The sequence below is a fragment of the Rahnella sp. PD4 genome (assembly GCF_049199325.1).
GTDB lineage: Bacteria > Pseudomonadota > Gammaproteobacteria > Enterobacterales > Enterobacteriaceae > Rahnella > Rahnella perminowiae.
The window spans coordinates 912,534-926,297 of sequence record NZ_JBLZQF010000001.1; the positions used below are offsets into that span (position 1 = coordinate 912,534).

A 13,764-nucleotide genomic window follows, 5' to 3' on the forward strand; every position below is an offset into this window, starting at 1 on the left:
CACACGCACATTATTTCGCCAGCGCGACTTTGATGGTTTCCATCAGGATTGGATCTTCCGGTGCCATATCCGGTGCGAAACGCTGGACAACGGTGCCGTCCCGGCCGATCAGGAATTTTTCAAAGTTCCACAAGATGTCATCGGGCTTCAGGGGCTGGCGACCTTTGCTGGCCAGGCGTTCATAGAATGCACTGTCCTCCGGTTTTACTGCTGTCGGACACGCCGCAATCAGCGCGGAATACAGCGGATGACGGAGATCTCCGTTGACATTAATTTTACTGAACATCGGGAATTTCACCCCATATTGGGTCGTGCAGAAGGTTTTGATCTCATCTTCAGTACCGGGTTCCTGCGCACCGAATTCATTGCACGGGAAGCCCAGCACTTCAAAACCACGGTCATGCCATGCCTGATAGATATTTTCCAGACCTTCATATTGTTTGGTCAGACCACATTGTGAGGCCACATTCACGACCAGTAATACAGAACCTTTGTACGCGCCGAGCGTCGTGTCTTCGCCATCGATAGTTTTCAGAGAAATATCAAAAATTTCATTACTCATATTTTTGTCCTGCCAGGGGTAGGTGAGGAAAAGGGGTGTCAGGAAACAGCATAGCTGACACACCAAAAAGGATCAGCGGATTTGTCCGGTTCTGATCAGCAACCAGATAAATACCGGTGCCCCCAGGGTGGCGGTGACTACACCGACCGGTAATTCTGCCGCAGATAGACCAATCCGGGCCAGCACGTCCGCTAACAGCAAAACTGAAGCGCCGCAAAGCGCACAGGCAGGCAACAAACGACGCTGATCCGTGATTCCGCAAAGCCTGAGAATATGCGGGATAATCAGCCCGATGAAACCAATCACGCCCGATAAGGCGACACTCAAGCCGACCATCCAGCCGACGGCAAGCACCAGAATATAGCGCCAGATATTCAGCGATATGCCGAGTTGCCTCGCCTGCTGTGTTCCAAGCGACAGCAGGTTAAGCGTATTACCTTGCATGACCAGCCACAATAAAACGGGCAGTAACATCAACCCAAGCCAGATCTGACTCCAGTCAACGCCGCCAAATCCGCCCATCATCCAGTACATCAGTTGCCGTAAATCGAGATTATTGCTGAAATAAATGGCCCAGGTCATTAAGGCACTGCAGGCAATCCCAATCGCAATCCCGACAAGCAACATACGGGCATTTGTCAGAAGACGTTTACGGGCGATATACAGCAAAAAGAAAGTGACTATAAGCGCCCCGGCAATGGCCGCCAGGCTCATAACCCAAACAGGCAACAGACCGTGGCTTAACATCACACATAAGACCAGCGCAACGCAGGCACCATTGGCCACACCGAGTAAACCTGGCTCAGCAAGAGGGTTTTCAAACAAGGACTGCATTACTGCGCCAGACGTCGCGAGACTTGCCCCCACCATTATGACAGCGACAGTGCGCGGAAACCGTAATTGCCATACGAAGAGACGTGCCTCAGTACCCAGCCATTGGTCCGGCCACAGCCAGCTTTCGCCCGCACTCAGGCTTAACGCCCCTGTCACTAATAACAGCATGCTCAGCCCGTATAACCAGCGGCGGTCACGATTTCTCTGTTGCTGTTCAAAAACTGAAAAGGTCTGCGGGATAGACATGCAAGGCAGATTCCTGAGTCTGACGGTGAGTGACTATCCTACCGATATTAGGCAGTTAGCTCTAGCGAAGAACAGGCGAATGCTATAAATAGGAAATAAAAAAGCCGGTGGCTAAGCACCGGCTTCAAACACGTTGGGGATCACCGCAAGAATTAATGTCCCTGATAACCGTTTGGCGGGATCGGCTGCCCGTTCCCGTGATGATCATTATTATCACGGCGTTCATCATTACCATGATGAGCCTTGTTATCATGATGCTCATCATGGGGACCATTACCGTTTGGATGACCCTGATTATGTCCCGGGGTGTCGTGGTCGCGCTGAGGGGGTTTAGCGTCCCAGCGATTGCCATGCCAGTACATACCATGTTCATTACGTTCACCGTAATGATGCCCCTGGTGATCGTGCCACCACTGCGGTGGACGCCAGTCATAACCATCCCAATAGTAACCGCGCTGGTCCTGATCCCCGAGATGAAGTGATACGCCAGGTACGTTGAGGTCAATAGAAACATTTGCCTGTGCGATCACAGGCAAAGCCAGTGCACAACAAAGCAATAAGAGAGATTTTTTCACGTTAGTCACGCCTTCTTTATTTTTTATGACGTGTTTTTTATATCAGTCAGCCAGGGAAGTGAATATAAGAAATAAACGTTTTTTCGGATAACTTGCTCTGAGCTTACAATAAAAATACAAATATTTCCTGATTGAAATAATTCAATCCAACGGTGTTTATTAACTATTCAATTCTTATGGAGACGCTAACAAATCTTAACGCAAGGCTGACAACAACCCGCCTGCATTCTATTTATACTCGCCCTGTTTATTCAAACAAAGGATGTATTTTATGCGTCGTGTTTTAGCTCTATTGGGCATTGCTCTGGTTGTCGTCAGCCTCAGCGGCTGTTTATTCCCACCATTCTGGGGCCCAGGTGGTGGAGGTCACGGCGGCGGTGGCCATGGTGGCGGTGGTCCGCGTATGTTCTATAACCAATAATCACATGTTATATTTTTACGCTTAAGCTGCCGGTTAATTTTTCGGTAACTTGGTTCAGTTAATGATGTACGCGCATTATTTACTGAATGTAATGAGTTATTTATCTTCGGGGCTTTGGCCCCTTTTTATTTTAATGGCTTCGTAAAAATCAGCTCGGGAAATAATGAAGTTCGCTGACTTTGTCGCCCTGAAATTTAATCTATCAGACTAATCCTGAACAGCCTACCCTTTTAACACTATCTTTTCACTTTCCGTGCTTATTACTGATAAGCGTGAAAACTTATTGCGTGTTGTGTATTGATGAACATAAAACGCAGGCAAAAAAAAGGCCGCTTTCGCGGCCTTTTGATGTTTTCACTTATTCTTTCGGAGTAGCATTCTCTACACGACTTTTCAATTTCTGTCCCGGACGGAAAGTCACCACACGACGCGCCGTGATCGGAATATCTTCGCCGGTTTTCGGGTTACGTCCCGGACGTTGGTTTTTGTCACGCAGATCAAAGTTGCCAAAGCCAGACAGTTTTACTTGTTCGCCATTTTCCAAAGCACGACGTACTTCTTCGAAAAATATTTCAACAAGGTCTTTGGCATCCCGTTTGCTCAGCCCCAGCTTTTCAAACAGGTGTTCTGACATTTCAGCTTTAGTAAGCGCCATAGGTTCAATCCCTCAAGGATGCTTGGAATCGCTGTTTTAGAGCCTCTACGCATTTTGCAACGGTAGCGGCGATCTCCTCTTCTTCCAGTGTACGGCCGGTATCCTGCAACACCAGACTAATAGCCAGGCTCTTATAACCCTCAGCTACGCCCTTGCCACGGTACACATCAAACAAGTTTACGCCAACTACCTGATTTGCGCCAACTTTCTTGCACTCTGCCAAAATATCGTCTGCGGGCACGTTTTCGGCCACTACAACAGCAATGTCACGACGGTTCGCCGGGAAGCGAGAAATCTCTTTCGCATCAGGCAGTACGCGGTCTGCGACCTTGTTCCACAACAGTTCGAAGACGACGGTACGACCATTAAGATCGAGTTTACGTTCCAGCTCAGGGTGTACTACACCAATGAAACCAATACGTTCGCCGTGTAAATAAATCGCAGCGCTTTGCCCGGGATGCAACGCAGGATTCGCTTCCACCTTGAACTGTACATTGTTCATTTTGCCGGTAAGCTCAAGAATAGCCTCAAGATCACCTTTCAAATCGTAGTAGTCAACTGCCTGACGCGCCAGATCCCAATGCTCTTCATTTTTGGTGCCGGAGATCACCCCAGACAGCATGACGTCCTGACGGATACCTAAATCGGCTTGCGTATCAGGGACAAAGCGCAGGCCACTTTCAAATAAACGTACGCGACTTTGCTGACGATTCTGGTTATTTACCACTGAAGTCAGCAAACCTGACCACAGGGAAAGACGCATAGCGGACATTTCCACCGAAATCGGGCTAGGCAAAATCAGTGCGTCCTCGCCCGGATGCAGCAGAGCCTGCACTTTTGGATCGACAAAACTGTAAGTGATCGCTTCCTGGAAACCGCGGTCAACCAGCAGATTTTTCACACGTTTCAGCGAAAGGTTCGCTTCACGGTGTTTGGTCATCACCAGGCTGGCTTTAACCGGGACATCAGGAATATTGTTGTAGCCGTAAACACGCGCAACTTCTTCCACCAGGTCTTCTTCGATTTGCATATCGAAACGCCAGCTTGGTGCGACAGCTACCCAGTGGTCGGCGTGATGCTGAACCTGGCACCCAAGGCGGGTCAGAATGTCAGTCACCTGTGCATCTTCAACGTGATGCCCGATCAGGCGATCCAGTTTTTCACGACGCAGAATGATGGTTGCCGCTTTCGGCAAATCCGCTTCGGAAGTGGCGTCGATAACCGGCCCCGCTTCCCCGCCGCAGATGCTCAGCAACAACGCAGTGGCGCGTTCGATGGCTTTGAATTGCAACTTCGGATCAACACCACGTTCATAGCGATGTGATGCGTCTGTGTGCAAACCCTGGCGACGTGCACGGCCTGTGATCGACAGTGGCGCGAAGAAAGCAGATTCCAGCAGGACATCCTGCGTTTCATCGTTCACACCGGAATGCTCGCCACCAAAAATACCGGCCATGGCGAGCGCTTTCTCGTGATCCGCAATGACCAGCGTATCTTCTGCCAGTTTCGCCTGTGTACCGTCGAGCAGGGTCAGCGGTTCGCCTGGCCGGGCCATACGTACTACAATGCCGCCGCTGATGCGGTTCAGATCAAACGCATGCATTGGCTGACCGAGTTCGAGTAACACGTAGTTAGTGATATCCACCACGGCATCAATAGAACGCGTACCACAACGACGCAGTTTTTCACGCATCCACAGTGGCGTTGGCGCTTTAACGTTAATACCTTTCACTACGCGACCCAAATAGCGCGGACACGCTTGTGGGGCCTGCACATCAATGGAAATAGTGGCATCAATCGTTGCCTTGACCGGGTTCATTTCCGGCTCAACCAGTGGCAACTGGTTAATCACCGCAACATCACGCGCCACGCCGAGGATACCCAGGCAATCGGCACGGTTTGGCGTTACGCTGATTTCAATTGTGGTGTCATCAAGTTTCAGGAATTCGCGGATATCAGTACCGACTGGCGCATCCAGTGGCAGTTCAATGATACCGTCGTGATCTTCTGAAATACCTAATTCGGAGAATGAGCACAGCATACCTTCTGAAGGTTCACCACGCAGTTTTGCGGCCTTAATTTTAAAATCACCCGGCAATACAGCGCCGACTGTTGCTACTGCAACTTTAAGGCCCTGACGGCAGTTTGGCGCACCACAAACGATGTCCAGCAGACGATCGCCGCCCACATTGACTTTCGTAACACGCAGTTTATCGGCATTAGGATGCTGACCGCATTCGACAACTTCACCGACAACCACGCCATTAAATGCGCCTGCCACTGGCTCAACGCCATCAACTTCCAGGCCGGCCATGGTAATTTGGTCTGATAACGCTTCGCTGCTGATGGCTGGATTTACCCACTCACGCAACCAGAGTTCACTGAATTTCATGTGATATTCCCGCCTTACTTAAACTGTTTGAGGAAACGCAGATCGTTTTCGAAGAATGCACGCAGGTCAGTCACGCCATAGCGCAACATTGTCAGACGTTCCATCCCCATCCCGAAGGCAAAACCGGAATACACTTCAGGGTCAATGCCCACGTTGCGCAGTACATTCGGATGCACCATGCCGCAACCCAGCACTTCCAACCATTTACCATTCTTGCCCATCACATCCACTTCTGCGGAAGGCTCAGTGAACGGGAAATAGGAAGGACGGAAACGGATCTGCAAATCAGCTTCAAAGAAGTTATTCAGGAAATCGTGCAATGTGCCTTTCAGGTTGGAAAAACTGATGCCTTTATCGACAATCAGACCTTCCATCTGATGGAACATCGGCGTGTGCGTCTGATCGTAATCGTTACGATAAACACGGCCCGGCGCGATAATACGAATCGGCGGCTGCTGGTCTTTCATTGTACGGATCTGAACACCAGAAGTTTGTGTACGCAGCAGGCGCTTGGCATCAAACCAAAAAGTATCGTGATCGGCACGCGCCGGATGATGACCTGGAATGTTCAGGGCATCAAAGTTGTGATAGTCATCTTCGATTTCCGGGCCGGTTTCCACGGTAAAACCTAACTCACCAAAAAAAGTTTCAATGCGGTCGATAGTACGGGTCACCGGGTGCAGCCCACCGTTTTCGATACGACGACCAGGCAGGGAAACATCAATCGTTTCTTCAGCCAGACGGGCATTGAGTTCGGCGGACTCCAGCGTATTTTTACGCGCGTTCAGGGCTTCCTGAACCTGCGCTTTCGCTTCGTTGATGACTGCACCCGCAGCCGGGCGTTCTTCCGCTGGTAATTCACGGAGGGTTGTCATCTGGAGTGTCAGGTGGCCTTTCTTACCCAGATATTCGACACGCACATTATCCAGTGCGGCGATATCCTGAGCACTCTCTACGGCTGCCTTGGCATTGGCAACCAGTTCTGCGAGATGTGGCATTGCTTTCCTCTTCTTCTGGCCAATATGGCCCGATGTAAAATAACCGTGATTAATCAGGGGCGCGATTTTGACCCTGAACCTTAGTTGTATAAAGCACAGATACAAAAAAGCCTCCACGAGGGAGGCTTAGGCGCTACTTTTCGTTTCTTCTCTTACGCGCGAAAGCCTTCCTGAGTCAGGCGCTAAAGTAAAAAAAGAAACGGAAAATAGCAGTGTTCATGCTTGCGTTACCTTATCGGTTGTAAATCTTGTGCCGGAATTCAAACGAAACGGTGGTTATTAAACAACGAAACAGAATGTTTTTAAACACAAAATATAAAAGAGGGAGCAAGCTCCCTCTTTTACCTGACTTACGCCAGAGCTGCTTTCGCTTTTTCGACCAGTGCAGAGAATGCCACTTTGTCGAATACCGCGATGTCAGCCAAGATCTTACGGTCAATTTCAATAGAAGCTTTTTTCAAGCCGTTAATGAATTTGCTGTAAGACATGTCGTTCTGACGAGCTGCTGCGTTGATACGCGCGATCCACAGCTGACGGAACTGACGTTTCTTTTGACGACGGTCACGGTAGGCGTATTGACCAGCTTTGATAACAGCCTGGAATGCAACACGATATACGCGAGAACGGGCACCGTAGTAGCCTTTCGCCTGTTTTAAGATTTTCTTGTGACGTGCACGTGCAATCACACCACGTTTTACGCGAGCCATATGCTCTCCTGAGTTTTATATTCTAGATGAAAAAAAGTGTATTTATGCGTACGGCAGACATGCAGAGACCAGACCCAAATCGTTCTTGGATACCAGGCCTTTTGGACGCAAGTGACGTTTACGCTTAGTAGCTTTTTTGGTCAGAATATGACGCAGGTTTGCGTGCTTACGCTTAAAACCACCGTTGGCGGTTTTTTTGAAGCGTTTAGCGGCGCCGCGTACTGTTTTGATCTTTGGCATTTTAAATTCCACTTCGCATTGTTATTAACATGAATCAGAAAGGCGAATCCAGCATACGCGGTGCGGGCACCGCGCAGCAGGATTACTTGGAAGCCTTACTGTTTCTTCTTAGGTGCGAGCACCATGATCATCTGACGACCTTCGATCTTCGTAGGGAAGGATTCGACAACGGCCAGTTCAGAATCTTCACACAGGTCTTTACGGACGCGGTTAAGCACTTCCATACCGATCTGTTGGTGCGCCATTTCACGCCCACGGAAACGCAGGGTGATTTTAGCTTTATCGCCATCTTCCAGAAAGCGAATCAGGTTGCGTAGTTTGACCTGATAGTCGCCATCATCGGTACCAGGTCGGAATTTGATTTCCTTAACCTGAATAACTTTTTGTTTCTTCTTCTGCTCTTTGGTCGACTTGCTCTTCTCGTAGAGGAATTTGCCGTAATCCATGATTCGACAAACTGGCGGCTCGGCATTCGGACTGATTTCTACTAAATCGACGCCCGCTTCCTCAGCTTTTTCAAGAGCTTCATTCAGACTGACAATACCAATCTGCTCGCCATCGACGCCTGTGAGGCGAACTTCTTGCGCGCGAATCTCTTTGTTAATGCGATTAGGACGCGCCGGTTGAACTCGTTTTCCGCCTTTAATACTTTATTCCTCCAGTTGATGAAGACTTCTGCTGCGGATTTCCGCCAGCAGTTTGTCAACGACTTCGCTAACATCCATGCTTCCTAAGTCTTTGCCGCGGCGGGTACGAACAGCAACTTTGCCTGCTTCGACCTCTTTATCGCCACAAACTAACATATAAGGAACACGGCGTAGCGTGTGTTCGCGAATTTTAAAGCCAATCTTCTCATTTCTCAAGTCGGCTTTAACGCGAATGCCTGCATCTTGCAGTTTTTTAGTTAATTCTTCGACATAGGTAGCTTGTGCATCAGTGATGTTCATGATCACTACCTGAACCGGAGCCATCCAGGTCGGGAAGAAGCCAGCGTATTCTTCAGTCAGAATACCGATGAAGCGCTCCATCGAACCCAGGATAGCACGGTGAATCATTACCGGAACCTGACGGTCGTTACTTTCGCCAATATAAGAGGCGTTCAAACGACCAGGTAATGAAAAGTCGAGCTGCACGGTACCACACTGCCACGCACGATCCAAACAATCATGCAAGGTAAATTCAATTTTCGGACCGTAGAACGCCCCTTCACCTGGCTGATATTCGAACGGAATATCGTTTTCAGTCAGCGCAGCCGCGAGATCATCCTCAGCACGTGTCCACATTTCATCAGTACCAATGCGCTTCTCAGGACGGGTGGATAATTTCACCACGATCTTTTCGAAACCAAAAGTGCTGTACATGTCATACACCATACGGATACAGCTGTTTACTTCGTCACGTACCTGCTCTTCAGTACAGAAGATATGGGCATCATCCTGAGTGAAGCCACGAACTCGCATCAGGCCATGCAATGCGCCGGAGGGCTCATTACGGTGGCAACTGCCGAACTCAGCCATACGCAATGGCAGGTCGCGGTAGGATTTCAGTCCCTGATTGAAGATCTGAACGTGTCCCGGACAGTTCATTGGTTTGATGCAATATTCCCGGTTTTCAGAAGAAGTGGTGAACATCGCTTCTTTGTAGTTTTCCCAGTGACCGGTTTTTTCCCACAGCACGCGATCCATCATGAACGGACCTTTTACTTCCTGATAGTCATAAGACTTCAGTTTCATGCGTACAAAGGCTTCCAGCTCGCGGAAAATAGTCCAGCCGTCGTTGTGCCAGAACACCATGCCCGGAGCTTCTTCCTGCATGTGATAGAGATCAAGCTGCTTACCAATTTTACGGTGGTCACGTTTACCGGCTTCTTCCAGACGCTGAATGTATGCATTCAGTTGCTTTTTATCTGCCCATGCGGTGCCGTAAATACGTTGCAGCATTTTGTTATCGCTGTTGCCACGCCAGTATGCACCGGAGGTTTTCTGCAGTTTGAAATGATGGCAGAAACGCATGTTCGGTACATGTGGGCCACGACACATATCCACATATTCTTCATGGTGATACAAGCCCGGACGATCATCATGACTGATGTTTTCATCCAGGATCGCCACTTTGTATTCTTCGCCACGGCTTGCAAAGGTGTCACGCGCTTCCTGCCAGCTGACTTTCTTTTTAATAACGTCGTAATTCTTTTCAGCCAGTTCGTGCATGCGCTTTTCAAGCAGTTCGATATCTTCCTGAGTCAGCGTGCGATCTAAATCGACGTCGTAGTAGAAGCCATTATCGATAACCGGGCCGATTGCCATTTTGGTGTCTGGCCAGAGTTGTTTAATGGCATGACCCAAAAGGTGCGCACAGGAGTGGCGCAAAATTTCAAGACCGGCTTCGTCTTTAGCAGTAATGATCGCCAGTTGCGCATCAACCTCAATCAGATCGGTGGCATCAACCAGTTCGCCGTTAACACGACCCGCGATACAGGCTTTCGCCAGACCAGGACCGATATCAAGGGCAACATCCAGAGGAGAAACGGGGCGATCAAAAACGCGCTGGCTTCCATCAGGAAGAGTAATGACAGGCATGCTAATTCCTTAATCTACAGTGGTGCCCCACACGACAGAGCACATCTAGAAAAATATTTGAGTTTAAATTCACGTAGTTATTCACGCTATTTAGCTTTACCTTGCCAAATATAGGCACCCTGAATACTGCACGGTCTTGTACCGGGATGCGACGCGAAAACAGCCGACAAGTTTACCACCCGTAAAGTGCGAATTTCCAGCAACCTGTGTTGCTAATCGCGGATATTTTTCGTGTAATCTTCTCTGAGACGCTAAGGTAACCAGAGATGCATTTGAAAAAGAGAAGAAGATGACAGAAATCAGGCAATTATTTGAGGTACTTGGACTGGGTCTGGTGGTGCTGCTTCCGCTGGCAAATCCGCTGACAACCGTTGCCCTGATGCTCGGCCTTTCAGGGAATATGACCACTCAGGAAAGGAACCAGCAGTCGCTGATGGCCTCAGTGTATGTCTTTATCATCATGATGGTGGCGTATTACGCAGGACAAGTGGTGATGAATACCTTCGGGATTTCCATTCCCGGTCTGCGTATTGCGGGGGGACTCATCGTCACCTTTATCGGTTTCAGGATGCTTTTCCCTCAGCCGCACGTGGAAGAAAGAATCCTTATCGAAAACAAAACGGCTGAAATGAAGAAGCAGGATTCGCCAAATATCGCTTTTGTTCCTCTTGCGATGCCAAGTACCGCCGGACCAGGCACTATCGCCATGATTATCAGCAGCGCTTCGACGGTCAAGTCATCTGACTATCCGCACTGGATCATTATCGTTGCGCCGGTGATGATTTTCTTTTTAGTGGGTTTGATTTTGTGGATATCCCTGCGCAGTTCCGGGGCGATTATGCGTCTGGTCGGGAAAAGCGGAATTGAGGCGATTTCACGTCTGATGGGATTTTTGCTGGTGTGTATGGGCGTTCAGTTCGTTATCAACGGCATTATCGAGATTATTAAAACCTTCCCGCCAGCAGCCTGAGCCGCTGGCGGAAAAAACCATGCTTATCGCATCGCCAGATAGGCATTGTTCACTTTCCACAGATAGCGTGGGGCTTGTGGTGCCGGATGTTTTTTCTGCACATGGGCAGAAAACTCTGCGGGCGTCATCAGATTGATTTTCGCAATCGCATACGTTTTATCTTTGTCGAACGTTCTCAGCAATGCCCCTGCTCCGTTCACATAGGCCAGCGTAGTGGCGTAACGGCGGGTTTCAGGGTTATTAATGCCGGCAAGCTGCTGTTGTAAAATGCTTAAATAAGCCGTTCCAAGGTCAATGTTAACCGCCGGATCTTTTAAATCACGCGGCGTGGGCTGACCATAACGTCCTTTCATCCGGTAGGCATCGCGTCCTGCCGTTGAGGCCTTTAGCTGCATTAACCCAATCGCATTCGATTTGCTGACAACGGTTGGGTTATATCCAGATTCGACCTGAATGATCGCTTTAACGAGTGTTTCGTCGACGCCGTAAGTATTTGCCGCCTGGTGAATAACATCACCATAAGGCCCCGGATGCATTAATGAAGTATCGCGCTGAGGTGGCGGCGATGGATTCAAAAAACGCGTGGTCTGAACCGGTGTTTCTTTAGCGCAACCCGCCAGCAATAGCGCGGCCATCAAATAAAGAATGTTTGGTTTCACGTTATCTCTCTCGCGACTGGGACGAGATGTAGCATATACATCTTCTTCCCACACCTGAATATATTTTTCGTCTATTATTATTATTGCTTTGTTAAACAAGGGGGTTGAGAGGATGTCGATAAGACAATTCCGCTTATAAAACCTGTTTCAGGTTACTTATTCCTAAATTAATCGGTTCGCTGATGGCATTTCCTATTTAGCCATCTCAGAAATGACATAAATTGACATCATCATCTGATTCAGCCGTGCGCCGGATCGGGTTTTCGAAGCGAGAAAAACGCTAACTTAATGAATTATCGGGCCAGTCAGAAGGGGTAATACCATGTGGCAAGCCATCAATCGTTTGTTGAGTGAACACTTAGGTAATGCTGAAATCCGCGAACGTGTTGAGCTCCCGGGGGGCGAAATCCACCCTACCTGGCGGCTGAGTTACGGCGACAGGGATGTGTTCGTAAAATGTAATACACGCGAAATGTTGCCTATCTTTGCCGCTGAAGCCGATCAGCTTGCCCTGCTTGCGCGCAGCCAGACCGTCCGGGTACCGGAAGTTTATGGCGTAGGCAGTGATCGTGATTACAGTTTCCTCTTACTCGAATATATCCCGCAAAAACCGCTGGATGCACATAATGCCTATGTTTTAGGTCAGCAACTTGCCACGTTGCACCAGTGGAGTGAGCAACTGCAATTCGGTCTGGATTTCGATAATGAACTGGCGACGCTTCCGCAGCCCAACAGCTGGCAACGACGCTGGGCCACCTTCTTTGCTGAACAGCGTATTGGCTGGCAGCTACAACTGGCTGCAGAAAAAGGGATGATGTTTGGCAATATCGAAGATATCACGGCCATGGTTTATGCACGCTTGCAGAATCATCAGCCGCAACCTTCACTTTTACACGGCGATTTATGGCCGCATAACTGTGGTTTATCGGATGATGGTCCGGTGATTTTTGACCCTGCCTGCTACTGGGGAGACCGGGAATGCGATCTGGCTATGCTGCCGTTGTATCCTAATATCCCGCCGCAATTATATGACGGTTATCAAAGTGAAACTCCGCTCCCTGATGACTTCATTTCCAGGCAACCCGTCTACCAGTTATATTACCTGCTTAACCGCAGCAATTTATTCGGTGGTCAGCATCTTGTGGTTGCACAACGCGCCATAGAAAGACTGCTACACGAAGATATCAGTTAGCAAAATTAATCTTTTAGCCCTGAGAAAATAAGGCCTGAACTCGTCAGTATTCAGGCCTTATTTATCATGCTTACCGAAAAGCGTTATAAATATGTCGTCAGTATGTCAGGCAATTAATCCTAATAATTTCAGAATGAAATAGCCGATGACAGCGATGATAATTGGCAAAATATACAATGGGAAATACTGCACCAAAATAGTGTGTCGCGGTATCACGATACGCTCTTCGATTTGCGGACGCGTACGTCCTTCAACCCCTTTCGCCTGTTCCAGAATAAGCTGATCCTGAATCCCTTCGCGAATGTGTTTCACCTGACGGGACATTCTCGCGCCGGAAGCCTGAAGTGCCAGACCCACAAAAATCAGCCAGTAGATGACAAAGAACATGACGTTCGCGCTGGTAACACCCTGTCCTAAAGCAGGCACCGGTGAGTTGTACCAAAAGACATTGAGAAACGTCGTATTGAACTTCACCATATCCACCATCACATGGACGAAATCCAGCATGACCGCGTTGATGCCCTGCTCCGTTTTAGTGTGCTCATTGATAAAAGTCAGCAAAGAAATCAGCGTTGAAAGCAGAGCAGGAATAAAGATGATCCATCCCGCTATTCGTTTAATGACTGCCACACGTCCGGCTTGTTGGTACGTCATGAATTCCCCTTGTTAGGATACCTAAAGCAACGGCTAAGTTTACCCACAGAAAGGCTGCTCCGCCCAATGTTTTAATCAGT

15 protein-coding genes and 1 other annotated feature are annotated in these 13,764 nt (G+C 48.9%); of the genes, 2 read left to right on the top strand and 13 right to left on the bottom strand.

Annotated elements, in window-relative coordinates; all coding sequences use genetic code 11:
• Positions 1-10 precede the first annotated feature (10 nt).
• The 11 genes from ACOZIO_RS04075 to thrS all read right to left on the bottom strand — a co-directional run bounded on the left by ACOZIO_RS04075 (position 11) and on the right by thrS (position 10,209).
• Positions 11-562 carry a glutathione peroxidase gene (locus tag ACOZIO_RS04075; RefSeq protein WP_217156274.1) on the bottom strand — a complete coding sequence of 184 codons (552 nt, stop codon included), beginning with the start codon at positions 560-562 and terminating at the stop codon, positions 11-13.
• A 72-nt stretch (positions 563-634) separates the two neighbouring features.
• Positions 635-1,642, bottom strand: a complete 1,008-nt coding sequence (gene btuC / locus ACOZIO_RS04080) for a vitamin B12 ABC transporter permease BtuC (RefSeq protein ID WP_129951731.1) — start codon at positions 1,640-1,642, stop codon at positions 635-637.
• A 152-nt stretch (positions 1,643-1,794) separates the two neighbouring features.
• Positions 1,795-2,217 carry a DUF2502 domain-containing protein gene (locus ACOZIO_RS04085; RefSeq protein WP_129951732.1) on the bottom strand — a complete coding sequence of 141 codons (423 nt, stop codon included), beginning with the start codon at positions 2,215-2,217 and terminating at the stop codon, positions 1,795-1,797.
• 779 nt (positions 2,218-2,996) lie between these two features.
• Positions 2,997-3,293 carry an integration host factor subunit alpha gene (ihfA, locus tag ACOZIO_RS04090; protein ID WP_004089944.1) on the bottom strand — a complete coding sequence of 99 codons (297 nt, stop codon included), beginning with the start codon at positions 3,291-3,293 and terminating at the stop codon, positions 2,997-2,999.
• Positions 3,294-3,297: 4 nt separating this feature from the next.
• Positions 3,298-5,685: a phenylalanine--tRNA ligase subunit beta gene (gene pheT, locus ACOZIO_RS04095; protein ID WP_421594943.1), complete on the bottom strand. Its 2,388-nt coding sequence runs from the start codon at positions 5,683-5,685 to the stop codon at positions 3,298-3,300.
• A 14-nt stretch (positions 5,686-5,699) separates the two neighbouring features.
• Positions 5,700-6,683, bottom strand: coding sequence for a phenylalanine--tRNA ligase subunit alpha (gene pheS, locus ACOZIO_RS04100; RefSeq protein WP_129951734.1), 984 nt, complete (start codon positions 6,681-6,683; stop codon positions 5,700-5,702).
• Positions 6,684-6,783: 100 nt separating this feature from the next.
• Positions 6,784-6,908, bottom strand: a sequence feature (Phe leader region).
• Positions 6,859-6,903, bottom strand: a complete 45-nt coding sequence (gene pheM / locus ACOZIO_RS04105; protein WP_133845469.1) for a pheST operon leader peptide PheM — start codon at positions 6,901-6,903, stop codon at positions 6,859-6,861. Its footprint overlaps the feature before it by 45 nt.
• A 125-nt stretch (positions 6,909-7,033) precedes the next feature.
• Positions 7,034-7,390, bottom strand: coding sequence for a 50S ribosomal protein L20 (gene rplT, locus ACOZIO_RS04110; RefSeq protein ID WP_013576134.1), 357 nt, complete (start codon positions 7,388-7,390; stop codon positions 7,034-7,036).
• A gap of 42 nt (positions 7,391-7,432) precedes the next feature.
• A complete protein-coding gene (gene rpmI / locus ACOZIO_RS04115; protein ID WP_013576135.1) occupies positions 7,433-7,630 on the bottom strand; it encodes a 50S ribosomal protein L35 in 198 nt (65 codons plus the stop codon).
• A 95-nt stretch (positions 7,631-7,725) separates the two neighbouring features.
• Entirely contained in the window at positions 7,726-8,277 is a 552-nt protein-coding gene (infC, locus tag ACOZIO_RS04120) for a translation initiation factor IF-3 (protein WP_013576136.1), read from the bottom strand.
• Between the two features lie 3 nt (positions 8,278-8,280).
• On the bottom strand, positions 8,281-10,209 hold the full coding sequence (thrS, locus tag ACOZIO_RS04125; protein ID WP_095921433.1) for a threonine--tRNA ligase: 1,929 nt from the start codon (positions 10,207-10,209) through the stop codon (positions 8,281-8,283).
• A gap of 289 nt (positions 10,210-10,498) precedes the next feature.
• Here thrS and ACOZIO_RS04130 point away from each other — a divergent pair, with 289 nt between their 5' ends.
• Complete coding sequence (locus ACOZIO_RS04130; RefSeq protein ID WP_238485759.1) at positions 10,499-11,179, top strand: MarC family NAAT transporter; 681 nt, start codon at positions 10,499-10,501, stop codon at positions 11,177-11,179.
• Between the two features lie 23 nt (positions 11,180-11,202).
• Here ACOZIO_RS04130 and ACOZIO_RS04135 read toward each other — a convergent pair whose 3' ends face one another.
• Positions 11,203-11,838, bottom strand: coding sequence for a transglycosylase SLT domain-containing protein (locus ACOZIO_RS04135; protein ID WP_013576139.1), 636 nt, complete (start codon positions 11,836-11,838; stop codon positions 11,203-11,205).
• 322 nt (positions 11,839-12,160) lie between these two features.
• On the opposite strand from ACOZIO_RS04135, the gene ACOZIO_RS04140 reads away from it, so the two are divergent.
• Entirely contained in the window at positions 12,161-13,030 is an 870-nt protein-coding gene (locus ACOZIO_RS04140) for a fructosamine kinase family protein (RefSeq protein WP_129951736.1), read from the top strand.
• A gap of 105 nt (positions 13,031-13,135) precedes the next feature.
• Here ACOZIO_RS04140 and ACOZIO_RS04145 read toward each other — a convergent pair whose 3' ends face one another.
• Entirely contained in the window at positions 13,136-13,684 is a 549-nt protein-coding gene (locus ACOZIO_RS04145) for a YniB family protein (RefSeq protein WP_266061278.1), read from the bottom strand.
• Between the last annotated feature and the right edge of the window lie 80 nt (positions 13,685-13,764).

Excerpts from the sequence above, each read along its gene's own strand:
- pheT (WP_421594943.1), bottom strand. The coding sequence starts at position 5,685 with ATGAAATTCAGTGAACTCTGGTTGCGTGAGTGGGTAAATCCAGCCATC.
- ACOZIO_RS04145 (WP_266061278.1), bottom strand. The coding sequence starts at position 13,684 with ATGACGTACCAACAAGCCGGACGTGTGGCAGTCATTAAACGAATAGCG.
- thrS (WP_095921433.1), bottom strand. The coding sequence starts at position 10,209 with ATGCCTGTCATTACTCTTCCTGATGGAAGCCAGCGCGTTTTTGATCGC.
- ihfA (WP_004089944.1), bottom strand. The coding sequence starts at position 3,293 with ATGGCGCTTACTAAAGCTGAAATGTCAGAACACCTGTTTGAAAAGCTG.
- rpmI (WP_013576135.1), bottom strand. The coding sequence starts at position 7,630 with ATGCCAAAGATCAAAACAGTACGCGGCGCCGCTAAACGCTTCAAAAAA.
- ACOZIO_RS04075 (WP_217156274.1), bottom strand. The coding sequence starts at position 562 with ATGAGTAATGAAATTTTTGATATTTCTCTGAAAACTATCGATGGCGAA.
- ACOZIO_RS04130 (WP_238485759.1), top strand. The coding sequence starts at position 10,499 with ATGACAGAAATCAGGCAATTATTTGAGGTACTTGGACTGGGTCTGGTG.
- rplT (WP_013576134.1), bottom strand. The coding sequence starts at position 7,390 with ATGGCTCGCGTAAAACGTGGTGTGATTGCACGTGCACGTCACAAGAAA.
- pheS (WP_129951734.1), bottom strand. The coding sequence starts at position 6,683 with ATGCCACATCTCGCAGAACTGGTTGCCAATGCCAAGGCAGCCGTAGAG.
- ACOZIO_RS04140 (WP_129951736.1), top strand. The coding sequence starts at position 12,161 with ATGTGGCAAGCCATCAATCGTTTGTTGAGTGAACACTTAGGTAATGCT.
- btuC (WP_129951731.1), bottom strand. The coding sequence starts at position 1,642 with ATGTCTATCCCGCAGACCTTTTCAGTTTTTGAACAGCAACAGAGAAAT.